This window comes from Thalassospira sp. MCCC 1A03138 (assembly GCF_002115785.1).
In the GTDB taxonomy this organism is placed as follows: Bacteria; Pseudomonadota; Alphaproteobacteria; order Rhodospirillales; family Thalassospiraceae; genus Thalassospira.
On record NZ_JFJY01000002.1, the window covers coordinates 572,322 to 595,426 of the forward strand.

Annotated in this window: 18 protein-coding genes; 17 read left to right on the plus strand and 1 reads right to left on the minus strand. The window is 53.7% G+C overall.

From position 1 onward, the window contains the following. Positions 1-28: 28 nt before the first annotated feature. The 6 genes from rpsA to TH468_RS07535 all read left to right on the plus strand — a co-directional run bounded on the left by rpsA (position 29) and on the right by TH468_RS07535 (position 6,062). The gene (rpsA, locus tag TH468_RS07510; protein WP_085642887.1) at positions 29-1,732 is read left to right on the plus strand and encodes a 30S ribosomal protein S1; all 1,704 of its coding nucleotides are present in this window, start codon (positions 29-31) and stop codon (positions 1,730-1,732) included. 253 nt (positions 1,733-1,985) lie between these two features. Further along, a complete protein-coding gene (gene sppA / locus TH468_RS07515; RefSeq protein WP_085642888.1) occupies positions 1,986-2,909 on the plus strand; it encodes a signal peptide peptidase SppA in 924 nt (307 codons plus the stop codon). Between the two features lie 73 nt (positions 2,910-2,982). Further along, the gene (gene ihfB, locus TH468_RS07520) at positions 2,983-3,258 is read left to right on the plus strand and encodes an integration host factor subunit beta (protein ID WP_007088342.1); all 276 of its coding nucleotides are present in this window, start codon (positions 2,983-2,985) and stop codon (positions 3,256-3,258) included. Positions 3,259-3,447: 189 nt separating this feature from the next. Then, positions 3,448-3,762: a lipopolysaccharide assembly LapA domain-containing protein gene (locus tag TH468_RS07525; RefSeq protein WP_085642889.1), complete on the plus strand. Its 315-nt coding sequence runs from the start codon at positions 3,448-3,450 to the stop codon at positions 3,760-3,762. Between the two features lie 134 nt (positions 3,763-3,896). After that, the gene (gene pyrF / locus TH468_RS07530) at positions 3,897-4,619 is read left to right on the plus strand and encodes an orotidine-5'-phosphate decarboxylase (protein WP_085643053.1); all 723 of its coding nucleotides are present in this window, start codon (positions 3,897-3,899) and stop codon (positions 4,617-4,619) included. Between the two features lie 234 nt (positions 4,620-4,853). Next, on the plus strand, positions 4,854-6,062 hold the full coding sequence (locus TH468_RS07535) for an MFS transporter (RefSeq protein ID WP_085643055.1): 1,209 nt from the start codon (positions 4,854-4,856) through the stop codon (positions 6,060-6,062). An 80-nt stretch (positions 6,063-6,142) separates the two neighbouring features. Here TH468_RS07535 and TH468_RS07540 read toward each other — a convergent pair whose 3' ends face one another. Next, positions 6,143-6,946 carry a TSUP family transporter gene (locus TH468_RS07540; RefSeq protein WP_085642890.1) on the minus strand — a complete coding sequence of 268 codons (804 nt, stop codon included), beginning with the start codon at positions 6,944-6,946 and terminating at the stop codon, positions 6,143-6,145. A 195-nt stretch (positions 6,947-7,141) separates the two neighbouring features. On the opposite strand from TH468_RS07540, the gene mutM reads away from it, so the two are divergent. The 11 genes from mutM to TH468_RS07595 all read left to right on the plus strand — a co-directional run bounded on the left by mutM (position 7,142) and on the right by TH468_RS07595 (position 23,045). After that, positions 7,142-7,981 carry a bifunctional DNA-formamidopyrimidine glycosylase/DNA-(apurinic or apyrimidinic site) lyase gene (gene mutM, locus TH468_RS07545; protein ID WP_085642891.1) on the plus strand — a complete coding sequence of 280 codons (840 nt, stop codon included), beginning with the start codon at positions 7,142-7,144 and terminating at the stop codon, positions 7,979-7,981. Positions 7,982-8,148: 167 nt separating this feature from the next. After that, on the plus strand, positions 8,149-8,925 hold the full coding sequence (locus tag TH468_RS07550; RefSeq protein ID WP_085642892.1) for an enoyl-CoA hydratase: 777 nt from the start codon (positions 8,149-8,151) through the stop codon (positions 8,923-8,925). A 176-nt stretch (positions 8,926-9,101) separates the two neighbouring features. Then, the gene (rpsT, locus tag TH468_RS07555) at positions 9,102-9,362 is read left to right on the plus strand and encodes a 30S ribosomal protein S20 (RefSeq protein ID WP_062949743.1); all 261 of its coding nucleotides are present in this window, start codon (positions 9,102-9,104) and stop codon (positions 9,360-9,362) included. 392 nt (positions 9,363-9,754) lie between these two features. Then, on the plus strand, positions 9,755-11,338 hold the full coding sequence (gene dnaA, locus TH468_RS07560; RefSeq protein ID WP_085642893.1) for a chromosomal replication initiator protein DnaA: 1,584 nt from the start codon (positions 9,755-9,757) through the stop codon (positions 11,336-11,338). 311 nt (positions 11,339-11,649) lie between these two features. Then, positions 11,650-12,768: a DNA polymerase III subunit beta gene (gene dnaN / locus TH468_RS07565; RefSeq protein WP_007088333.1), complete on the plus strand. Its 1,119-nt coding sequence runs from the start codon at positions 11,650-11,652 to the stop codon at positions 12,766-12,768. Between the two features lie 64 nt (positions 12,769-12,832). Further along, entirely contained in the window at positions 12,833-13,993 is a 1,161-nt protein-coding gene (gene recF / locus TH468_RS07570) for a DNA replication/repair protein RecF (RefSeq protein ID WP_085642894.1), read from the plus strand. 19 nt (positions 13,994-14,012) lie between these two features. Next, on the plus strand, positions 14,013-16,472 hold the full coding sequence (gyrB, locus tag TH468_RS07575; protein ID WP_063092090.1) for a DNA topoisomerase (ATP-hydrolyzing) subunit B: 2,460 nt from the start codon (positions 14,013-14,015) through the stop codon (positions 16,470-16,472). 314 nt (positions 16,473-16,786) lie between these two features. Then, a complete protein-coding gene (locus TH468_RS07580) occupies positions 16,787-18,124 on the plus strand; it encodes an ABC transporter substrate-binding protein (RefSeq protein WP_085642895.1) in 1,338 nt (445 codons plus the stop codon). Next, positions 18,121-20,130, plus strand: coding sequence for an ATP-binding protein (locus TH468_RS07585; protein WP_085642896.1), 2,010 nt, complete (start codon positions 18,121-18,123; stop codon positions 20,128-20,130). The genes TH468_RS07580 and TH468_RS07585 overlap by 4 nt, the downstream gene beginning before the upstream one ends. Then, on the plus strand, positions 20,127-21,485 hold the full coding sequence (locus tag TH468_RS07590) for a sigma-54 dependent transcriptional regulator (RefSeq protein WP_085642897.1): 1,359 nt from the start codon (positions 20,127-20,129) through the stop codon (positions 21,483-21,485). Before TH468_RS07585 ends, TH468_RS07590 begins: the two co-directional genes overlap by 4 nt. A 213-nt stretch (positions 21,486-21,698) precedes the next feature. Next, the gene (locus TH468_RS07595) at positions 21,699-23,045 is read left to right on the plus strand and encodes an extracellular solute-binding protein (RefSeq protein WP_210402231.1); all 1,347 of its coding nucleotides are present in this window, start codon (positions 21,699-21,701) and stop codon (positions 23,043-23,045) included. The last annotated feature ends 60 nt before the right edge of the window (positions 23,046-23,105 follow it).

Consider the following 23,105-nt stretch of genomic DNA (forward strand, 5'->3'; position numbering starts at 1 on the left):
ACGATACACTCGAAAGGAAGTCTCTTTAATGACAGCCGCTGAACAAGCACAATTCTCCACCGGCGAAGATTTCGCCGCCCTGCTGGCCGAAAGCCTCGGTTCTGAAGACGAGGGCTTTATTGGCCGCGTGATGACCGGTACGGTCGTCAAAACCACCGACGACGATGCAATCGTCGACGTGGGTCTGAAGTCCGAAGGCCGCGTGCCGCTTAAAGAATTTGGCGCAGGCGACGTTAATATCGGCGATACCGTTGATGTTTATGTCGATCGCTATGAAAACAAAGATGGCCTGATCGTTCTGTCGCGCGAAAAAGCGCGTCGCGAAGAAGCCTGGGTCGAGCTGGAAAAACAGTTCAACGAAGGCAAACGCGTCGACGGTACCATCTTTGGTCGTGTTAAAGGCGGCTTCACTGTCGATCTGTCGGGCGCCGTGGCATTCCTGCCGGGCAGCCAGGTTGACATCCGTCCGGTTCGCGACGTTACCCCGCTGATGAACAATCCGCAGCCGTTCCAGATCCTGAAAATGGATCGTTCGCGCGGTAACATCGTGGTTTCGCGTCGTGCCGTTCTCGAAGAAACCCGTGCTGAACAGCGCGCCGAACTGATCCAGAACCTCCAGGAAGGTCAGGTTCTTGACGGCGTTGTCAAAAACATCACCGATTACGGCGCATTCGTCGATCTCGGCGGTGTTGACGGCCTGCTGCACGTCACCGACATCGCATGGAAGCGTATCAACCATCCGTCTGAAGCCCTTCAGATCGGTCAGACCGTCAAGGTCCAGGTTATCCGCTTCAACAGCGAAACCCAGCGTATCTCGCTTGGCATGAAACAGCTTGAAGCTGATCCGTGGGAAGGTGTCGAAGCCAAATACCCGGTCGGTTCGAAATTCGAAGGCCGTGTCACCAACATCACCGATTACGGCGCATTCGTCGAACTCGAAGCTGGTGTCGAAGGTCTGGTCCACGTTTCCGAAATGTCTTGGACCAAGAAAAACATCCACCCGGGCAAAATCGTTTCGACCTCGCAGGAAGTCGAAGTCATGGTGCTCGACGTCGATGCACAGAAACGCCGTATCTCGCTTGGTCTCAAGCAGTGCACCTCGAACCCGTGGGATGCCTTCCTGGCCGCTCATCCGGTCGAGTCCGAGATCGAAGGCGAAGTCAAGAACATCACCGAATTCGGTCTGTTCATTGGCCTTCTGGGCGGTATCGACGGTATGGCGCACCTCTCGGACCTGTCATGGGACCGCGCTGGTGAAGAAGTCATCAAAGAATACAAAAAAGGTGACATCGTCAAAGCCAAGGTTCTTGACGTTGACGTTGAGAAAGAACGCATCTCGCTTGGTATCAAACAGCTTTCGGGTGACCCGTTCAAAGAAGCCGTTACCGGCATCAAACGCGGCGAAACCGTAACCTGTGAAATTACCGAAGTTAATGATGGTGGTATCGAGGTTGCTGTTGGTGGCACCGATCTTAAAGGCTTCATCCGCAAGGCTGAACTCGCACGTGACCGTTCGGACCAGCGTCCGGAACGTTTCGCAGTTGGCGAGAAAGTCGATGCGCGTGTGACCACGATCGACGCCAAAACCCGCAAGGTTACCCTCTCGGTCAAAGCTCTTGAAGTTGCTGACGAGAAGAAAGCCATGGCGGATTATGGTTCGGCTGACAGCGGTGCATCGCTTGGTGATATCCTTGGCGAAGCACTTCGCAAGAAACAGGAAGGTGCCGAATAAGGCATCTGTTCCTGATCGAACAGGGTCTGCCACGGCAGATCATGAAGACGGGTCGTGCATTGCACGGCCCGTTTTTTTATCGCTTTTGTTCAAAATTCCCCGTTTGGACGCGACTTTGCCGTCGCCGTGTCATTTTTTAGCGAGAATTTTGGTTTCAAACAGTTTTTGTCCTTGCCAAGCGAATGAAGAAAAACCATTTGAAAAGGCAGGTTTTTGAAGCTGTTAGTTCATACTGAATACCGGGGCACATTAAATGGCACTTGATGCCGATATCCTTCTTGATCGTCGACGTTTGAAAAAATCGATTTTCCGCTGGCGGGTCCTAGCGGTCGTTGCCGTCATCATTGCCATCGTGATCGCCTTTGCACGCAGTGGCGCAAGTGACGCCGTATGGGGCAATATTGGTCCGCGCATTGTCGAGGTGAACATCGAAGGGGTGATTACAGAAGATCCCTATCTTCTGGATGCGCTAGAGGAGATTGAAGAAGACAGCGATGTCGCAGGCGTAATTGTCCATATCAACAGCCCCGGTGGCACCATGGTCGGTGGCGAGGCGCTGTTTGAGAGCCTGCGCCGGATTGGTGCAACCCGACCGATCGTTGCTGAAATGGGAACCGTGGCCGCATCGGGTGGTTATATGGCCGCCATTGCCGCCGATCATATTGTCGCCCATCGCGGGACGGTGACGGGATCGATCGGTGTGATTTTCCAGTCGATGAATTTCAACGGCACCTTGGAAAAGCTGGGTGTTGAGCCGCTAACGGTTAAAAGTGGCCCCCTGAAAGCCGTGCCAAACCCGTTCGAGCCGGTGGACGATACCGCGCGAACGGCTATGGAAAGCCTGATTTCAGACATGTTTGGCGTGTTTGTCGACATGGTCGCTGAACGACGCGGCATGGATACTGATACCGTACGGAAATTAGCCGATGGCCGGGTTTATACCGGTCAACAGGCAGTTGCGAACGGTCTGATCGACGAAATTGGTGGTCGACGCGAAGCTTTGCGTTGGCTGCAGGATGAAAAGGGTGTTGCACCCGATGTGGCAGTTGTGCCGCTTGAAATCGATTATCCGAATGACTCCCTCATGACGGTGTTATTCGAGGGAAATATCGGAAAAATGCTGTCATCTGAGGGGCTTAAACTTGACGGGTTGCTGACTGTCTGGCAACCTGAGTGAAAGCGCCGACGTGACGTAATCTAACCTTTGGTTGATTGGATATCTGTCAGAACGAACAGGATGGGGCCTGAATATGACAAAATCAGAACTGATCGCCCGGCTGGCCGAGATGAACCCGCATTTGTATCAGCGCGATGTGGAACGGATCGTGGCGACGATCTTTGACGAAATTACCGAGGCGCTGGCACGCGGGGATCGGGTTGAGCTGCGCGGCTTCGGCGCATTTTCCGTGAAACAGCGTGATTCCCGGGTCGGACGCAATCCGCGTACCGGTGAGGCTGTGCCTGTGGGCGAGAAAAAGGTTCCTTATTTCAAAACCGGGAAGCAGCTGCGCGAGCGTCTTAACTGACAGTTTGCCGTTTTGAGCGGCTTGCTGTTCGTATGCGAACTGCGTTAAACCAAGCCTGCCGGGTTTTCTCGGTGGCTGTAAAGTCATTTGAAAATATTTCCATTTGACCCTATCGGGTCCATGCTTTGGCTTGTCTGAGGTGTGGGCTATGACACCATGCCTTTTTGCCCGTCGGCACCAGGAGTTAAAATGCGCATTCTCTATTGGATCATTTCTATTCCGCTTGCGATCCTGATTGCGATTTTTGCCGTGTCGAACCGGGCGTTGGTGACATTGTCGTTGTGGCCGTTGCCCTATGAAGTCGATATGCCGCTTTTCCTGCCGATCATGGTCGCACTGTTGATCGGGCTTGGTATCGGGTTGACGTATGAATGGCTGGTGCATGGCAAGCATCGTCGTGCGGTCAAGCGCATGGATACAGAATTGCGTCGATTGCGCCCGGAAGAAACTGGCAACGACACGCCAAATGCCAACAAGGCGATCAGCCAGCAGAAAGCGTCCTGACAAAAAAGACTGCGACGCCCGGGCCAATATTGTGCCTAATTCGGGTTGGTATTTCGGTTAAAATCGGCTAAGTCATGCCCGGTCCGCCGCAACTTCGTGGGCCAATCATGAAATTCCAGCCCGCCGGAGGACGCATGACCCAAGCTATAGCCCCCCAAGACCGTATTTTTTGCGCCATCGACACCACTGATCTTGCACATGCAGTTGATCTGGCTTCTCGTTTGTGCGGAGTGATTGGTGGGGCGAAGCTTGGCAAGGAATTCTTTGCGGCCCACGGCCCGCAGGGCGTGCGTGAAGTCGCAAAAGCCGGGCTGCCGATTTTTCTGGATGTCAAATACCACGACATTCCCAATACGGTTGCCGGTGCTGTGCGTGCGGTAACGCCGCTTGGCCTCAGGATTGTGAATGTTCATGCCACGGGCGGCCTTGAGATGATGAAACGTGCTGGTGAAGCCGCACGTGAAGCCGCCGACAAAGCCGGTGTTAACGCGCCGTGGGTTATCGCGGTAACGATCCTGACCAGTCTGGATCAGGCTGACCTCGATGATGTTGGTCTGAGGGGACCGATCAGTGATCGTGTTGTCAAACTTGCCGAATTGACCCAGAAGGCCGGTCTGGACGGGGTTGTTTGTTCCGCACAGGAAATTACAGCGGCACGTGCGGCATGTGGACCTGATTTCAAATTGATCACACCGGGCATTCGGCCAACCTGGGCAAGTACCGATGATCAGAAACGCATTGTCACGCCGCACGATGCCATGGCGATGGGAACAGATGTGATGGTGATTGGTCGACCGATTACCAAAGCTGATGACCCGGCTGTGGCCGCAAAACGCATTGTTGCAGAACTTTCCTGATCCGATTTATCCATTTTGTAATTCACGCAGGTCCGGTGTTCAACCGGGCCTGTTTCAGTTGTGACGTAACTGCATAGTTTTTATGCCAATTTCGCGATGGTGAAATTTGTGCACTGCACGCAGAATTGAATCGTTTCAAGCTTTCGGCTGATTGAAGCGCTTCTCAAACACGTCCGAAACTTGTCGCCCGACATTATCCCGCATTGGTGCGATGCACCCTTGGACATCCTGATCATGATAACTGCTGCTGCCCGTAATGGTTTCTTTGGAAACCTTCCGATCCTTGCTCTTGCGCTCTCATCCTTCGGGATCGGTACGACCGAATTTGTTATCATGGGATTGTTGCCGGATGTGGCGACAGATCTCGGTGTAAGTATTCCCGATGCCGGGTTGCTGGTTACCGGTTATGCGTTGGGTGTTACGTTTGGCGCGCCGTTTCTGGCGATTGCGACGGCAAAAATGGATCGTCGTCATGCCTTGTTGATGCTGATGGCAATTTTCATTTTCGGCAATTTCCTGTGTGCGATGGCACCGGACTACTGGCTTCTGATGGCGGCCCGTGTTGTGACCGCATTCTGCCATGGGGCATTCTTTGGTCTGGGGGCTGTTGTTGCGGCAAATCTTGTTGCGCCACATAAACGGGTACAGGCCATTGCCTTGATGTTTTCCGGTCTGACATTGGCGAATGTTCTGGGTGTCCCGTTTGGCACGGCACTTGGTCAGGAACTCGGTTGGCGTTCGACTTTCTGGGCGGTTGTCGGGATCGGGGTTTTTGCGGCTGTGGCACTTTATTTCTGTTTGCCACGCAAGATCGCCGCATCGGGCGGTAGCTTGATTGCCGAAGCCCGGGCTTTGGCGAAAACCCAGGTTATCTTTGCCATGGCGATCAGTGTTCTGGCTTCGGCCAGCATGTTTAGCGTGTTTACCTATATCACCCCGATGTTGCAGAACATTACCGGCATTTCTGCACGGCAGGTGACCTATGTTCTGCTGCTGTTCGGTGCCGGTTTGACGATAGGCAACTATATCGGTGGCCGTCTGGGGGATTGGCGCCTGATGCCCGCAATCATCGCGGCGTTTGTTCTCCTGATTGCGATACTTGCCGTATTTGCTGAAACCATCACCAATGTGATCCCGGCCGTGGCAACGGTTTTTGTCTGGGGAGTGGTTTCCTTCGCGCTGGTTTCGCCGCTTCAGATGCGGGTGGTTAACGAAGCCACGGAGGCACCCAATCTTGCATCGACCCTTAATCAGGGAGCCTTCAATCTTGGTAATGCTTCTGGTGCCTGGTTTGGCGGTATCGCGATTACACAGGGCGTTTCCTATCAGGATATCCCATGGCTTGGTGCCGGGATTGCGGTGATTGCCTTAATGTTTGCAGTCTGGAGCCACCTGATTGATCGCCGGGACGAGGCCTTTATCGAAACCGCAGCCAGCGCCTGACGGATTTCGAAACCAAATGCAAAGCCCGCTGGAAACCATTCGGCGGGCTTTGCCACATCGTAAATAAGCTATATAGAACCTTATCCGGTCCAAACCTGCATTTGATCCCAATACTGGATGATGGTGCCGCCGTACTGGTCGATGATCAGTTTGATCGAAATCGCGATAGAGGTGATAACCAGAAGCGGGCGTACGAGCCGTGCACCGACCTTCATCACCATATGCGATCCGATCTGGGCGCCAATCAAAGAGCCGACAGCCATAACCACCCCGATGATCCAGACGACTTCGCCACCCGCAATGAACATGACAAGTGACGCGAAATTTGATGTGAAGTTCAGAACCTTGGTGTGGGCGGTTGCCTTTGTCATGTTGAAACCAAGCAAAGCGACAAAAGCGATGGAAAAGAACGATCCGGTACCCGGTCCGAAAAAGCCATCGTAAAAGCCGATGCCAAAGCCTGCGGTAAAGGCAAATACCGACTTGCTGATAACCTGATGCGCGTCAATATCACCAACGCGTGGCGAGAAAAGAAAATAAAGCGCAATCAGGATCAACAGAGCCGGAAGGATTTTAAGCAGGATGCTGGCATCAAGCATCTGCACCAGCACGGTACCAAGTGCCGATCCGGCAAATGTCAGGACGATCGCCAGTACCATATCTCGCGGATCAACATAACCCTTACGGATAAAGTTGATTGAAGATGTCAGGCTGCCAAAGCTGCCCTGCAGCTTGTTGGTTGCCAAAGCCTGTGCCGGGGTAATACCCGCCCAGAGCAGGGCCGGGATGGTAATCAATCCGCCGCCACCGGCTATTGAATCAACCATGCCGGCGAAGGCTGCGACAGCAAAAAGTATCAGTAAAAGATCAACGCCAAATTCCATTGACTGAAATCCTGTGGATGGCACGTAAGGTGGGGCTGACGGGCCGGGTGGCAATAAACGGCGCAATCATATGTACTTGGCGGTCATCGTCCATTGTTACTTTGTAATGGCGACAATGTTGTTTGGTGTGCTGGCTTGCCAATCACCAGGCCGGGTTCTAGATATGTTTGACCCATTCATTTTGTGAGTTTTCCAATGCCTGAATTGCCTGAAGTCGAAACGGTGACACGCGGTCTGACGCCGGTGATGGAAGGTTTCGTGGTTGATCACGTTGTGCAACGCCGTCCAAACCTGCGTTTTCCATTTCCGGAAAATTTTGTGGGACGCATGGCGGGGCGCCGGATCAATCAGCTGACCCGTCGGGCAAAATATATCCTGGGCTATCTGGATGACGGGCAGGTTCTGTTGGTCCATCTTGGAATGTCGGGCCGGATGACGATTTTTGATGATCCCTTGGTGGGGGTTCCAGCCCCTGCAAAGCACGATCACGTCGATTTTGTCATGCAGAGTGGCGCGGTTGTCCGGTTTACCGATCCGCGGCGGTTCGGGGTTATCACCCTGATTGCTGCGGACGAGGTTAATACCCACAAGATGCTTGCCGATATTGGGCCGGAGCCATTGGGCAACAGTTTTAATGCGACCGTTCTGGCGGCGGGAATAGCCAAACGCGCAAGTCCGATCAAAACTGTGCTGCTTGATCAGCGATTGGTTGCGGGACTTGGTAATATATATGTATGCGAAGCATTGTTCAGATCGGGCATCGCGCCGGACCGTTTGGCCAAGGATTTGAAACCGGACGAGATTGAGCGTCTTTACCGGGAAATCCGGTTGGTTCTTGAGGACGCGATTGCCGCTGGAGGATCGAGCCTGAAAGATCATCGTCAGGCCAATGGCGAGCTTGGCTATTTTCAGCACAGCTTCCGCGTCTATGGCCGAGAGGGTGAAGGTTGCTTTGCCGATGGTTGCGGCAGCACCGTCGGGCGAATCGTACAGGCAGGGCGATCAACCTTCTTCTGCCCGACATGTCAGAAATAAATCCCTGACCCGCATGTGAGCCGGGAAACCGACCTAGTTATCATTTGATCCTGCCGGCTCGGTTGCGGCCAGCAAATAAAATCGGTAAAACAGTATCAAAATATGGTTTCGACCGAATCGGCCTGCTTTTGAATGTGGGCGCGATTCTCCGACAAAGGATTTGCAGAATGTCATACGAGAACATCATTGCCGAGGTTAAGGGCAATGTCGGCCTGATCACTCTTAATCGTCCCCAGGCTTTGAACGCGCTTTGTGCGGCATTGATCACCGACATCGGTGGGGCGCTTGATCAGTTCGAAAATGACGAAAACATTCGCGCCATCGTCATTACCGGATCGGAACGGGCCTTTGCGGCCGGGGCCGATATCAAGGAAATGGCCGATTATGATTATATGGATGTCTATAAGAGCGACTTCATCACCAAGGGCTGGACACGGGTGGCGAGCTGCCGCAAGCCGGTTATTGCCGCGGTCGCGGGCTTTGCGCTTGGCGGCGGTTGCGAGCTTGCGATGATGTGCGACATCATTCTTGCTGCGGATACGGCAAAGTTCGGTCAGCCGGAAATCACCATCGGAACCATTCCGGGTGCTGGCGGAACGCAGCGCCTTACGCGTGCCATTGGCAAATCCAAAGCAATGGAAATGTGCCTTACCGGTCGGATGATGGATGCTGAAGAAGCAGAACGCTCGGGACTCGTCGCACGAGTCGTCCCGGCCGACTCGCTTATGGAAGAAGCGATGAAACTGGCTGATAAAATTGCTTCTTTTTCTGGCCCGGTTTCGATGAAGGTGAAAGAAAGTGTCAGCAAGTCTTATGAAATGTCTCTGACCGAAGGTCTGATGTTTGAACGTCGCGAGTTCCATTCGACATTCGCGCTCGATGACCGGGCCGAGGGCATGAAAGCCTTTGCTGAAAAGAGAAAACCGGACTTCAAGCATCGCTGATTCGGGCTGGATCGTACCCTGATACCTGCGATGCATTGCTGCCTTGCAGTAGTAAAGAGTCGCAAACCGCGGAAATTCAGCGGGATTGAAGGTATCGGGGGTTGACGAGGGTTTCCGACGGAGCTATAAGCCGCGCTCCGAATTACGTAACATTTGTTTTAAGAGACAGGTTCGCAATGGCTCACCATAAATCGGCCAAGAAGCGCATTCGCCGCAACGCCGCACGTGCAGAAGTTAATGGTGCACGCATCGGTCGCATTCGTACCTTCGTTAAGAAGGTCGAGGCTGCGCTGAACGTTGGCGACAAAGATGCCGCTCTGGCTGCGCTGAAAGTTGCAGAGCCGGAAATGGCACGTGGCGCGCAGCTCGGCGTTCTGCACAAGAACACCGTCGCTCGTAAGGTCTCGCGTCTGACCGCTCGCGTCAAAGCGCTTTAATTTATCCCTTACGGGATGGCGAGTCGAAGGCCGTGCTTGTAGCACGGCCTTTTCGCTGCCCGGATTTCGTCGAATCACCTTTTGTTCCTTGGTTGCGGCATCGCAAAAAACCGCACAAACAAAGGACTGTTTTGGTGCCGAAATCCTTTTAACGTTCTGTTAAAGATCGCCTTGCCTGATGCGGATCGCATCAGTACAGTGTTTTGACTTCGCTGGCCGCGCAACGCGGCGAAAGACGAAGAACCAAAAAACAAAAGGCGCGAGTACGCTTCCAAGACTTGGTGGAAGACAGGCGTGTTGATCATGTTTGTGATCAACGCGGGCGAGTACTTTTTTGTCTTTCGCGTTTTGTTTGGTAGTGAAGATTGATTAAGCGGGGAAAGGTTCTAACAGTGCAGCACGCCGTTAGGGGAACGCAATCGGCACTCGGGGAGTCCAACGGGGGGATTCCGGGTGACCAGCAGGCGGCACTAGACGATCACGCGAAAGCGACATGGCAGATTGTTCGCGAAAAGCTTCGTTCGGAGTTTGGCGCGACAGCTTATCGCTATTGGCTTGATCCCGTCGCATTGATCGCGGTCGAAGCCGGTGTTGCGCGTCTTGGTGCGCCAACGCGTGCAATGCGTGACTGGGTAACTCAGCACTATCTGGATCGTATTCAATCCTTCTGGCATTCCGAGGATGAGAATATCCATTTTGTCGAGATCGTTGTTGTTCAGCCGGCAAATGGTAATGGTCAGAAAAGCCCGCCTTCTTCCTCCGCTTCGAATTCAGGTGCCCCCCAGTCCGGGAATGGTAGTGCGCGTGGTCGCATCAGTGACGATGTCACACGGCTGGATAAAGTCGCGAACGAGGTGACTGGTGTTGAAGGTTCCAGCCCATCCTATGCGGGCAATGCAAAAGGTCTGGTTTCCGGCGGTCGCAAGGCAATTGGCACCATGTCCGATGACGGCATATCGGCCGCACTTGATCCGCGATATACATTCGACAATTTCGTGATCGGCAAGCCGAACGAATTTGCCTATGCGGCAGCACGCCGCCTGGCCGAAGCCGAATCGGTGCCTTTCAACCCGCTGTTCCTTTATGGCGGTGTTGGCCTTGGTAAAACCCACCTGATGCACGCGATTGCATGGCATATTCGCCGCACGCAGCCGCACCGCACGGTGATTTACCTGTCTGCTGAAAAATTCATGTACCGCTTCATCCGGGCCTTGCGTGACAAGAACACCGTCGATTTCAAGGATCAGTTCCGGTCCGTCGATGTTCTGATGGTTGATGACGTTCAGTTCATTTCGGGCAAGGACTCGACCCAGGAAGAATTCTTCCACACCTTCAATGCGCTGGTGGATCAGGGGCGTCAGATCATTGTGTCCGCTGACAAGTCGCCATCCGATCTGGAAGATATCGAAGAACGCCTGCGTTCGCGTCTTGGCTCGGGCCTTGTTGCCGATATTCATGCTACGACCTATGAATTGCGTCTGGGTATTCTCGAATCGAAGGCAGAGCGTCAGAACATAGAGCTGCCACAGCGTGTGATGGAGTTTCTGGCTCACAAGATCACCGCGAACGTGCGCGAGCTTGAAGGCGCGCTTAACCGCGTGATCGCCCATGCGCAGCTTGTCGGTCGTGAAATCAGTCTCGAGATGGTTCAGGACGTGCTGCACGACGTCCTGCGAGCATCCGAACGCCGGGTTTCGATTGAAGAAATTCAGAAAAAAGTTGCCGAGCATTTCAACATCAAGGTGTCGGACATGCATTCCGCCCGTCGTGCCCGGGCAGTTGCCCGCCCGCGTCAGGTTGCGATGTATCTGTCCAAACAATTGACGACGCATTCCCTACCGGAAATCGGTCGTAAATTTGGCGGTCGTGACCATACGACCGTCATGCATGCAGTTCGCAAGATCGAAGAGTTGCATGTGAGCGATCCGTCGCTGTCGGAAGACATCGACCTGTTGCGTCGTATGCTTGAAGGCTGATCGCAGTTTGAAAATACGCTACGGGTCACGGTCCAGGGGCGGTGACCCGTTCTGATATTCCAGTCGGATATTTACGGTAATCGACGGGCTGAAAATCAGGCATCGCGCGGGGTTCTGCCTTTTGCGTGCATTGTGTTGGAAAATATACAACGACTCGGTTTGTTTGCTTGGGTTTAAGCCTTAAAAATCCTTCGATTTCCCAGCATGCATGTTATAATGCGTCTGCCTTGCCCGAAAGGGTGGAGCAAAAGCGACAAAACCGATTATAAATCAATTTGTTAAACCAATACTGACAGACGGATAGGACGGGCATGAAGCTGACCATTGAACGCGCGGCTCTGTTGAAATCTTTGACCCATGTTCAAAGTGTGGTCGAACGGCGAAATACCATTCCGATTCTGTCCAATATTTTGCTGCGGGCGGAGAATGACCAGCTTTCTCTGACGGCAACGGACATGGATCTTGAGGTGATTGAAACCACCACTGCAGAAGTCAGTGAAGCCGGTGCAACCACAACCCCCGCCCATACCCTTTACGAGATTGTCCGCAAGTTGCCGGAAGGCTCGCAGGTGCAAATCGCGCTTGAGCCAGGTGCAGGGCGTCTTACCCTGTCGGCGGGTCGTTCGAAATTCAATCTGGCGGTTCTTCCGGTTGATGACTTCCCGGTCATGTCCGGTGGCGAGCTTCCGGTTAGCTTCGGCCTTGCCGCGGCGGAACTTCGCGGTCTGATCGATCGTGCCGAATTTGCGATTTCGACCGAAGAAACCCGTTATTACCTGAACGGTATCTATTTTCACGCGACAGACGCCGAAGGAACCAAAATCCTGCGTGCGGTTGCAACCGATGGCCATCGTCTGGCGCGCGTCGAAGCACCGCTTCCCGACGGGGCGGAAAACATGCCGGGCGTCATTGTACCACGCAAAACCGTTGGCGAATTGCGCAAGCTGATCGAGGAAACCGGCGAAGCGGTCGATATCGCATTGTCCGATACCAAAATTCGCTTTGGTTTCGGAAAGGCGGTTCTGACCTCCAAACTGATCGATGGTACGTTCCCGGATTACGAACGTGTCATTCCGTCTGGCAATGACAAGACCCTTGATATCGAATGCAAGGCTTTCGCAGACGCTGTTGACCGCGTTTCCGCCATTTCGATCGAAAAATCGCGTGCGGTCAAAGTCGTCATGTCGGGTAATACCCTGACCCTTTCTGCGTCGAGCCCGGAACACGGAACCGCATCCGAGGAACTCGAAATCAATTATGATGCTGATGACATCGAAATCGGTTTCAACTCGCGTTATTTGCTCGATATCGCCAAGCAGGTGAAGGGTGACACCCTCAACCTTCTGATGTCGGACGGATCATCGCCGACCATTCTGCGCGATACCGATGATCTGTCGGCATTGTATGTTCTGATGCCGATGCGCGTCTGACGGTTAGCGCACTTTTGCTGTGGCTGTTCTTGCCCATAATCTTCCACACCAAGACGGTACGTCGATGACGAACCGTCTTGCCGTTTCCCGTATACAGCTTGGTGATTTTCGGTGTTACGAAAGCCTGCGCCTGTCGCTTGACGGGGCACCGGTGGTTTTGACCGGTCCGAACGGGGCCGGGAAAACCAATCTGCTTGAAGCGTTATCGCTTCTTTCGCCGGGAAGCGGGTTAAGGCGAGCCAAGCTGGGCGAGATATCGCGCAGGGTGCCGGGCGAAGAAGAGGGTAGCGTACGGGCCTGGGCCGTTTCAGCGCACCTGACCACACCGGATGGTGAATATCAGGTTGGATCAGGCCTTGATCCTGCGGCTCTTGCGCAGGGGCGCGAAAAACGTGCCGTGCGTATTGATGGTGAAAGCCAGCGTGGGCAGGCATCACTGGGTCGGGTGTGTGCCGCGGTCTGGCTGACACCGCAAATGGATCGTCTGTTTCTGGACGGCCCATCGGCGCGTCGCCGTTTTCTGGATCGTCTGGTTTATGGCCTTGATCCAGAACATAGCAGCCGGGTCGCCGCGTATGAACATAGTTTGCGCAGTCGGGCCAAGCTTTTGAAAGAAGGCAAAGGTGACGACAGGTGGCTGGCCTCGATCGAGGATTCGATGGTGCGTCACGGTATTGCCGTTGCGGTTGCCCGTGCCGAATTGCTGGCAAAGCTTGGCCGGGCCGGGACTATGGTTGTTGGGCCTTTTCCGGCGGCAAGACTTGCACTTGCAGGGGATCTTGAAAACTGGCTGGAGCAGTTGCCAGCGATCGAGGTTGAAGACAGGATGCGGGCTGCATTGCGCGATGGACGGTCACGCGATGCTACCTATGGCGGGGCTTCCGTCGGACCACAACGCAGTGATTTGCTGGTGTGGCATGATGCCAAGAACCAGTCGGCAGATCAGTGTTCGACGGGCGAACAAAAGGCCCTGCTGCTATCGATGATTATGGCCAATACCCGCTTGCAGAGCAAAGCACGCGGAGCTGGTCCGTTGCTGTTGCTTGACGAGGTCGTGGCGCATCTGGATGCAGAGCGTCGCCGCTACCTGTTTGATGAAATCGTGGCGCTTGGCGTCCAGGCCTGGATGACAGGCACGGACCGGGCGCTGTTTGAAGGTTTGGACGGACGTGCGCAATTCTTCCGCGTGGAAGATGCCACCCTGACCGCTGAAACCACTCCGTGAATGCCGAGGTTGTGACGCTATGACCAACGAAACAGAAGCTCCGAAAACCGCCGAACAGCAGGCGCAGGATTACGGTGCAGAATCGATCAAGGTTCTTAAGGGCCTTGAAGCGGTGCGGAAACGCCCGGGCATGTATATCGGCGATACCGATGACGGCAGTGGCTTGCACCACATGATCTACGAAGTCGTCGATAACGCGATTGACGAGGCACTGGGCGGGTATTGTGATACTGTCTGGGTGCAGCTAAACGGTGATGGGTCGGCAACGATCCGCGATAACGGCCGTGGCATCCCGACCGATCTGCACAAGGAAGAAGGCGTTTCTGCAGCCGAGGTCATCATGACCCAGCTGCATGCCGGTGGTAAGTTTGACCAGAACTCCTATAAGGTTTCTGGTGGTCTGCATGGCGTGGGTGTGTCGGTTGTGAACGCGCTTTCAACCTTGCTGAAGCTGCGCATCTGGCGCAACGGCAAGGAGCATTACATGGAATTCTCCGGTGGCGATGCGATCAAGCCGCTGGAAATTGTTGGTGATGCGCCGATGACGGCAGAGGGCAAGCCGCTGACCGGGACTGAAGTTACCTTCTATCCCGATGCCGAAATCTTCACGATGACCGAGTTCAACCTGCCGACGCTTGAACATCGTCTGCGCGAACTGGCTTTCCTGAACTCTGGCGTGATCCTGACGCTGCGTGATGAACGCCACGGCGAGCCGGTTGAAACCAAGCTGCATTACGAAGGTGGCATTCGTGCTTTTGTCGAATATCTCGATCGTAACAAGGCACCGCAGATCGAGGAACCAATCGCCATTGTGGGTGAAAAAGACGGTATTACCGTTGAAGTTTCCCTGCAGTGGAATGACAGCTATCACGAAACCACGCTGTGCTTTACCAACAACATTCCGCAGCGTGATGGCGGAACCCACATGGCCGGTTTCCGTGCGGCCCTGACCCGTCAGATCAACTCCTATGCGCAGGAAAGCGGAATTGTGAAGAAGGAAAAGGTCAGTCTTTCGGGGGATGATGCCCGGGAAGGCCTGACCTGCGTGATTTCGGTCAAGGTGCCGGATCCGAAATTCTCATCCCAGACCAAGGACAAACTGGTTTCATCCGAAGTCCGTCCGGTCGTCGAGAACATCGTGAACGACAGGCTTCAGCAATGGCTGGAAGAACATCCGCAGGATGCACGCAAAATCGTCACCAAGGTTGTCGAAGCCGCGTCGGCCCGCGAAGCGGCGCGCAAGGCACGTGAACTGACCCGTCGTAAAGGTGCGCTTGATATCTCATCCCTGCCGGGCAAGCTTGCCGATTGTCAGGAACGCGATGCGTCCAAAGCCGAACTGTTCATCGTGGAGGGTGATTCCGCAGGTGGATCGGCCAAACAGGGCCGCGAACGTGGCTTTCAGGCAATCCTGCCATTGCGTGGTAAAATCCTGAACGTTGAGCGCGCGCGTTTTGATAAAATGCTCTCAAGTCAGGAAATCGGTACGCTGATTACCGCCCTTGGCACCGGGATCGGCCGCGATGATTTCAATATTGAAAAAACGCGCTACCACAAAATCATCATCATGACTGACGCCGACGTCGATGGTGCGCATATCCGAACCCTGCTTCTGACCTTCTTCTATCGTCAGATGCCCGAACTGGTTGAGCGGGGATATCTCTATATCGCACAACCACCGCTTTATCGCGCCAAACGCGGTAACTCGGTCCAGTACCTCAAAGATGACCGCGAGATGGAACAGTATCTGACCGCACAAGGGACCGAAGATGCGTTGCTGACGCTCAATGGCGGCGTGCAGGTTGCTGGTTCGGATCTGGTCCGGATTGTGGAACTGGCGCGCAAGGCCAAGGGACTGCTGGAGCCGCTTTCGCTGAAATTGCCGATTTCGATTCTCGAACAGGCCGTACTGGCGGGTGCCCTGAACCCGGCATTGCTTGACGATGATGCCAAACGTCAGGAAGCGGCGAATACGCTTGCTGGTCGTCTTGATCTTCTGTCCGAAGATTTTGATCGCGGATGGAAGGGCGAGGCATCCCAGGATGAAATCGTCATGTGGCGTATGCTGCGCGGTGTCGAAGAACGTCACGTCATTGATGGCAATATCCTGCGTTCGGCCGAAAGCCGTGCGATTGCCGGGTTGCTCGTTGAACTTCGCGAATTGTTCGAAAGTGGTGCTGAATTCGGTGCCAAGGACAAGATCTGGAAAATCAATGGTCCGGTCGATCTGGTTAATGCGGTAATGGAATATGGCCGTCGCGGAATTTCGATCCAGCGCTATAAAGGTCTGGGCGAAATGAACCCCGATCAGCTTTGGGAAACCACCCTTGATCCGAATGTCCGCTCCCTTCTTCAGGTCCGTGTTGATCATGCAGATGAGGCCGAGGAAGTCTTCTCGACCCTGATGGGGGATGTCGTTGAGCCGCGTCGTGACTTCATCCAGTCGAATGCTCTCAAAGTTGCTAATCTAGACGTCTGATTATCGGCGTGTTGTGAATTGACTCATAAATCTGGAAACGTGACGCATAAATCTAGAATCTGTGACGCGTAAAGTTGGAACCATGGCTGTGAACTTTTGCAGCCATGGTTTTTTGTGGTTATGGACTGAAAATTTGGTTCGAAGAATCGCCCCTGAGTTCCATTTCGTCGAAAAGGGTCGCCAAGAAGTGGCTTCCTGAATAGTATTTGTTCGTCAGACAGGGTATTACTCCGTCGGAAAAATATAAAACAAATACCAATTCGGGAGGCGCGGACAACAGGCCCAAATGCCGTCGATCCGTGGAAAATAACGCAATGCGTTTGTGGCCAGCGATTTCGTTTCGCGCTGTGCTCCGACTGATTGCCGGTATCGCGGTATTTGCGACATACGGCAAAGCGGGCGCGTGCGAACTGAGCATTCTGACGTCCTATCCGTCGTCATTTTACAAACCGTTTATCGACCTTTTTGTTCAGAAAACGGGTGCAGAGGACGTTTGTGTTCAGAATAAAAACACCATCGGTCTGATTTCCCATGTGCGCGAAAATCGTCGCCCGGTTCCTGATATCGTTTGGGCCAGTTCGCCGGTTGCGTTCGAACTTCTTGATCAACAAGATGCCTTGGCGAAGTTCCCGGACAAGGTATCAAAACCGATTGGTGATGGCGGTATTCAGCCAGATGCGCCTGACGGATCACGTTTTGGGTTTGCGTTGTCGACAATCGGCGTGATGTCCGGGGCTGATCAGCCATTTGGAAACGGGCCGATTGAAATCGCCGATCTTGCGTCGCCGGATTATTACGGCCTGCTGGGTATGAGTTCGCCGTCACGCAGCGGCACCACCCATCTTTTTGTCGAAAGCCTGTTGCAACAATATGGCTGGCAGGATGGCTGGGCCTTGCTGTCGCAAATTGGCGGGAACCTTGCGACCGTCACCGCACGCAGTTTTGGCGTGCGCGACGGTGTTGCACGTAATCGGTTCCCCTATGGGATCGGGATCGATTTTCTGGCCCAGTCTGAGCCGCAAACTGGTGATGCCCTGTTATTTCAATCTTTCTCGCCTGGCTGGTATTTCCCGGCCAGTGTGGCAGTGACCGGATTGGGGGCGCAAAATGTGCGGTCTCTGGAGTTCGTTGATTTCCTGCGTGGCGCTGCCGCCCAGCAGTTGCTGTTGCAACCGGAAATCCGGCGAATTCCGATTGATCCGAAATTGTGGCCGCAGGCCGGATTTCTACCGTCTGCAAACAATCCGGCACAGGGGCTTGATCTAAGACTGGCAGCACGTCGCATGGCGGTGGTCAACGCGCTTTATGATGACATGATCACGCACCGGCTGCTTGAGCTTCGAAAACTTTGGCAATCATTGCGCCGGTTGGAAGCGACACCGGTGATTGCCCAGTCTGACGCGACCAAACCGTTGCTGAGTGCGGTGCGTGATGCGCTTGAATCCGTTCCGGTTGCGGCCTTTATGGCCAATGAACACAGCTTTGAACGGGTGTTTTCCGATGTCATACCGTCTGAAAACACGGTTGTTGGCAGACTGCGGGTGCAAGACAGCTGGTCAAACGATTTCAGTCAGCGTTTCAAATCGGCCCGCGAGTTGATCGCGCGCATGGACTCGTTTCAAAGTCACCTTGATACGGGCACCGTGAAATGAAGTGGCGCCCAAACAGCCTTAAATCCAAGTTGACCTTGTCGATTTTTGTCATCGCCAGTGTTTCCGTGATGGCAACGGTGATTTCAAATCTGACCCTTGGCGGGGTCAGTCAGACGGTTGCCGATCTGGCATCGGAAAACCTGTCGGTGACGGCGACAAGTGCGCGTTTTGCCGAAATCGGTCAGGAGATCAGGGTTGATACACCGCGCTTGGGAAGTGCGACGACCCAATATGGCCGGCAAGAAGCCCTGAATAGTCTGGAAGGTCATTTCAGGGACCTGAAACAGCTAAGTGACGAACTTGCGAACTATGCGCCGGAGCTTACTGAAAAGCTGACCGGTTTACTTGATGCCTTGATGGGCAATGTAGAAAAGCTTGATGCCAATGTCGCGGGCAAGTTCACCATGCGCGATGATCTCGGCCGACAGGTGGCAAGGATCAATCGTCTGCATAGTGACTTTTTGCTCGAAGTTGATCCTTTGCTGATTGATGCCAATTTCAATGTGACATCGGCAATTGATCGCAGTTTCGCGACACCGGGACAGGAAATTCAGGCTGATCCGGTAATCAACGAAGTCCGGTTTACCGAGGCACTGGGGCGTTTGCACGCGGCCTGTAACCTGATTGTGGGTTTGATGTTGCGTGCGGTTGGCGAAGATGATTTCGGGGCGATTGAACAACTTCGCTTGCGCCTGTTGGAAAGCATTTCGGAGGCCAATGAAAACCTGCCGGCGCTGCAGCAAAACAGCAGTTCCATCACCCTGCTTCAAATCTGGCGCGAAATTGCATCCTATGGCGATAGTCCGCGTGATTTGCTTGAACTGAAGCTGCGTGAAACGGCCCTTCGTCGCCAAAATGCCCAGCTTCAGAATGAAAGTGCCATCTTGCTTGAGGCGTTGGGCGGGCTTGTTGCAGATACTGTGCGCGAGAGTGGTCAGCGTACCGAAGGTGTATCCCTTCAGATCAAACAGGAAGTCCAAAACGGGCAGTTGTTCGGGGTGTTGGCCGGTCTTGCCACCGTTGTGTTGTTGGTCCTGTTTTCGGTGTTCTTCATTCGTGGACAGTTGTTGCAGCGATTGATGCGCGTTTTGTCTTCGATGCAGATTATCGCCGATGGCAACTTTGCACATCGGGTTCTGGTCGATGGCATGGACGAGATCGGGCAGCTTGCCGATGCTGTGCGATTGTTCCGCCACAAGTCCCAGGAACTCGAAACTCATGCCGAGGTTCTTCAGGAAACCAATAGCGAGTTGCGCCACGAGATTGCCCTGCGTCATCAGGCCGAACAGGATTTGCGTGAAACTCAGGCTGAACTTTTGCAGGCGGCCAAGCTTGCCGCATTGGGGCAGCTATCAGCAAGCATTGCCCACGAGTTTAATCAGCCATTGGCAGCGCTTAGTTCCTATAACCACAATGCCGAGCTGTATCTTGAGCGCGGTGAAATCGAGAAATGCCGCGAGAAACTTGAAGATATCGACAGGCTGGTGAAACGTCTTTCCAAGACATCGAACCATCTGAAAAGCTTTGCCCGTCGACCGCAAGAAGCTGTAACACGCCATAGCGCGATCGAGGTTCTGGAGAACGCACTGTCGCTGTTCGAAGACCCGGTGACGCGGGGCAATATCAAACTTGTCCGCGATTATCCCGACGGCCCGGTTCATGTCCTGACCGACCCGGCCAAGCTTGAACAGGTTATGGTCAATCTGATCAGCAACGCCATTGATGCGGTCGAACATCAGGATGACCCGACCTTGCATCTGGTGATCAGTGAAACCGACCGTCGGGCAATCATTTCAGTCGCTGATAATGGCACCGGATTTGCACCGGAAGTCAGCGATAAACTGTTTGAACCTTTCTTTACAACCAAGCCGCCGGGCAAAGGTCTGGGGCTTGGATTGTCGATTTCATTCAATATCATTCGTGACCTTGGCGGCCGTTTGCAGGTCTTGCCAGGCACCTGTGATCAGGGTGGAACGACCGCAACTGTGGAGCTGTTTAAAACGTGACCGATAACAGTGTAAAACCACCAGTCCTGTTGATTGATGACGAAGCCGAAATTCGCCGTGCCTGGGAAGAAACCCTGCATCTGAATGATTTCGCACCGCATCCGTTCGAAGACGGGGCTGCTGCCGTTGCGACCCTTGATGCTACTTGGCCTGGTGTGGTTTTGACCGATTTGCGGATGCCGGGATTGGACGGGTTTGGTGTTCTTGACACAGTTAAGCGCATTGATCCGAAAATCCCTGTCATTATCGTGACCGGGCATGGTGATATTCCGATGGCGACCAAGGCAGTCAAAGCCGGGGCCTATGATTTCATCGAAAAGCCTGCCGACCCTGACACATTGCTTGCCGTGATGGTGCGCGCGGCTGAATTGCGCCGGCTGGTTTTGGAAAACCGGCGTCTAAGCAATAGCAGTTCGGACGGCTATAAAATCGAAAATCACATTATGGGCAACCATCCCAAAATCGAAAGGTTACGGGCGCAAATCGCCGTCGTTGCCGGGGCGGATGTCAATACGGTGATCTATGGGGAGACCGGGACGGGCAAGGAGCTGGTTGCCCGTGCCTTGCATGAATTGGGACCGCGCAAGGACGGGCCGTTCATTGCCATCAACTGTGGTGCACTGAACGAAAACCTGATTGCCAGCGAGTTGTTCGGTCATGAAGCCGGGGCCTTTACCGGTGCAGATCGTCGTCGTATCGGCAAGCTTGAACAGGCCAGCGGCGGGACGCTTTTCCTTGATGAAATCGAAAGCATGCCACTTGGTCAACAAACCCAGCTTTTGCGTGCCTTGCAGGGGCAGGTGATCGAACGGCTTGGCGGGAAATCCCAGATCAATATTGACGTGCGCGTGGTGGCGGCGGCCAAGGAAGACCTTGAGCTGGCGTCCGAGGAAACGCGTTTCCGTGCCGACCTTTATTATCGGCTGGCAGTTGCATCCCTGACCATTCCGTCTTTGCGCGAACGCGGGGAGGATATCGCACTTCTTTTCGTGCATTACGTGACCAAGGCCTGTCGCAAGCATGGTTTGACCATCCCGGAAATCAGCGAAATCAATCTTGATGACCTGCGCGGAAAGTCATGGCTGGGTAATGTGCGTGAACTGGTCAATGCGGCTGAACGTTATGCCCTGCAATTGGAAAATACCGGGATGGCATCTGATCCGCGGGATACCGGAATTATGTCATTACCTGATCAGATTGATGCCTTTGAGAAAAAGGTCATTGTATCTGCCTTGCGCCGTTGTGGTGGTCGCGTTCAGGAAACCGCCGACTATTTGTCGATCCCGCGCAAGAAACTGTATCTGCGGATGCAGCACCACAATATCGACAAACGTGCCTTTGCAGGCACTGAATAATGGGTCGTTAGTGACACGTATCTTTTGCAGAATGTGTCAATTTTGACCCATTTTTGGCTTAGGTAAGTTGAGAAAGTATTTAATTTATCTTTGTTTTACAATTGGTTGTATTGAGTTTGGCGGGCTGAGTTTTCTGGCATAGGCGTTGCTCTTGTTTGGTTGCCGACAGTGTCGGTCAATGAACAACCAAATAGGGAGGAACCAGTGTCCAACATGGTTCACAAGACTCTTCGCCACCTGGGGACAGGTGTTGCGATTGCCGCAATGCTTGCGACTGCGACGGCCCATGCCGCCGATGACAAGCTTGTCATTGTAACGTCGTTTCCGTCTGATCTTACCGACGTTTTCAAAAATGCCTTCATGAAGGAAAATCCGTCGATTTCCGTCGAGGTCGTGAATAAAAGCACCTCGTCTGGCGTGAAATACCTGATTGAAACCGCACAGAACAACCAGTCCGACATCTTTTGGGCATCGGCACCCGATGCGTTTGAAGTGCTGAAAGAAAACAGCCTTCTTGCGAAATATGAATCCTCTGTCGGCGGTGTTGCCACTGAACTGAACGGTTATCCGATCAACGATCCTGATGGCTATTATTCCGGTTTTGCCCTGTCGGGTTATGGCTTCATGTGGAACGAACGTTACATGGATGCCTTCAAACTTCCCGAGCCGACCGAATGGGAAGATCTGACAAAGCCGGTCTATAACGGCCATGTCGGTATTTCTGCACCGTCGCGTTCTGGCACCACGCACCTGACCATTGAAACCATCCTTCAGGGTGAAGGCTGGGAAAAAGGTTGGCAGACCATCCGTGACATGTCGGGCAACGCCAAAACCATTACCGAGCGCAGCTTTGGTGTTCCGGATGGGGTCAACAGCGGTTCATTTGGTATCGGTATTGTTATCGACTTCTTCGGTTTCTCGTCGATGGCATCGGGCTTCCCTGTTGATTTCCGTTATCCGAGCGTCACCGCACTTGTTCCGGCCAATATCGGTGTGATCAACAACGCACCCAACAATGGACCGGCACAGAAATTCATCGACTTCCTGATGTCTGAAACCGGTCAGGGCCTGTTGTTCGATCCGAAAATCATGCGTCTTCCGGTCAATAAAAGCGTTTATGCAAATGCACCGAAGGGCCTGCCGAACCCGTTTGACGGTTCGATCAAATCCGAAGTCAACTTTGACACCGCGGTTTCGCAAGGTCGTTATAACGTTGTGAACTCGTTGTTCGACGTGATGATCACCTATCGTTTGGAAGACCTGCGTGCAGCAGTTGTTGCCATCCAGGAAGCCGAAGTCGCACTGGCTGAAAGCGGTGCTACCAATGCCGAAGCAACCAAACTGATCGCGGATGCCAAGGCACTTCTTCACACCTTGCCGATTGACGAAGCAAAGGCAAATGATCCTGAATTTGCCGCGATCTTCAAATCCAAACGTAAAAAGCAGACCGACAAGGTAGAAGGCCGTCAGGCCGAGATCGAACAGGAATGGGATGACCAGATCGTTCAGAACTACCAGAAAGCAGCCGAGCTCGCGAATACGGCCCGCTTCATGTTCTAAGTCGTACTGACCTCCCTGGTATCATGTAGATCGACCACGCAGCCGCTGGGGGTATGCGCG

Coding starts and splice junctions, on each gene's coding strand:
- rpsA (WP_085642887.1), top strand. CDS start 29: ATGACAGCCGCTGAACAAGCACAATTCTCCACCGGCGAAGATTTCGCC.
- sppA (WP_085642888.1), top strand. CDS start 1,986: ATGGCACTTGATGCCGATATCCTTCTTGATCGTCGACGTTTGAAAAAA.
- ihfB (WP_007088342.1), top strand. CDS start 2,983: ATGACAAAATCAGAACTGATCGCCCGGCTGGCCGAGATGAACCCGCAT.
- TH468_RS07525 (WP_085642889.1), top strand. CDS start 3,448: ATGCGCATTCTCTATTGGATCATTTCTATTCCGCTTGCGATCCTGATT.
- pyrF (WP_085643053.1), top strand. CDS start 3,897: ATGACCCAAGCTATAGCCCCCCAAGACCGTATTTTTTGCGCCATCGAC.
- TH468_RS07535 (WP_085643055.1), top strand. CDS start 4,854: ATGATAACTGCTGCTGCCCGTAATGGTTTCTTTGGAAACCTTCCGATC.
- TH468_RS07540 (WP_085642890.1), bottom strand. CDS start 6,946: ATGGAATTTGGCGTTGATCTTTTACTGATACTTTTTGCTGTCGCAGCC.
- mutM (WP_085642891.1), top strand. CDS start 7,142: ATGCCTGAATTGCCTGAAGTCGAAACGGTGACACGCGGTCTGACGCCG.
- TH468_RS07550 (WP_085642892.1), top strand. CDS start 8,149: ATGTCATACGAGAACATCATTGCCGAGGTTAAGGGCAATGTCGGCCTG.
- rpsT (WP_062949743.1), top strand. CDS start 9,102: ATGGCTCACCATAAATCGGCCAAGAAGCGCATTCGCCGCAACGCCGCA.
- dnaN (WP_007088333.1), top strand. CDS start 11,650: ATGAAGCTGACCATTGAACGCGCGGCTCTGTTGAAATCTTTGACCCAT.
- recF (WP_085642894.1), top strand. CDS start 12,833: ATGACGAACCGTCTTGCCGTTTCCCGTATACAGCTTGGTGATTTTCGG.
- gyrB (WP_063092090.1), top strand. CDS start 14,013: ATGACCAACGAAACAGAAGCTCCGAAAACCGCCGAACAGCAGGCGCAG.
- TH468_RS07580 (WP_085642895.1), top strand. CDS start 16,787: ATGCGTTTGTGGCCAGCGATTTCGTTTCGCGCTGTGCTCCGACTGATT.
- TH468_RS07585 (WP_085642896.1), top strand. CDS start 18,121: ATGAAGTGGCGCCCAAACAGCCTTAAATCCAAGTTGACCTTGTCGATT.
- TH468_RS07595 (WP_210402231.1), top strand. CDS start 21,699: ATGGTTCACAAGACTCTTCGCCACCTGGGGACAGGTGTTGCGATTGCC.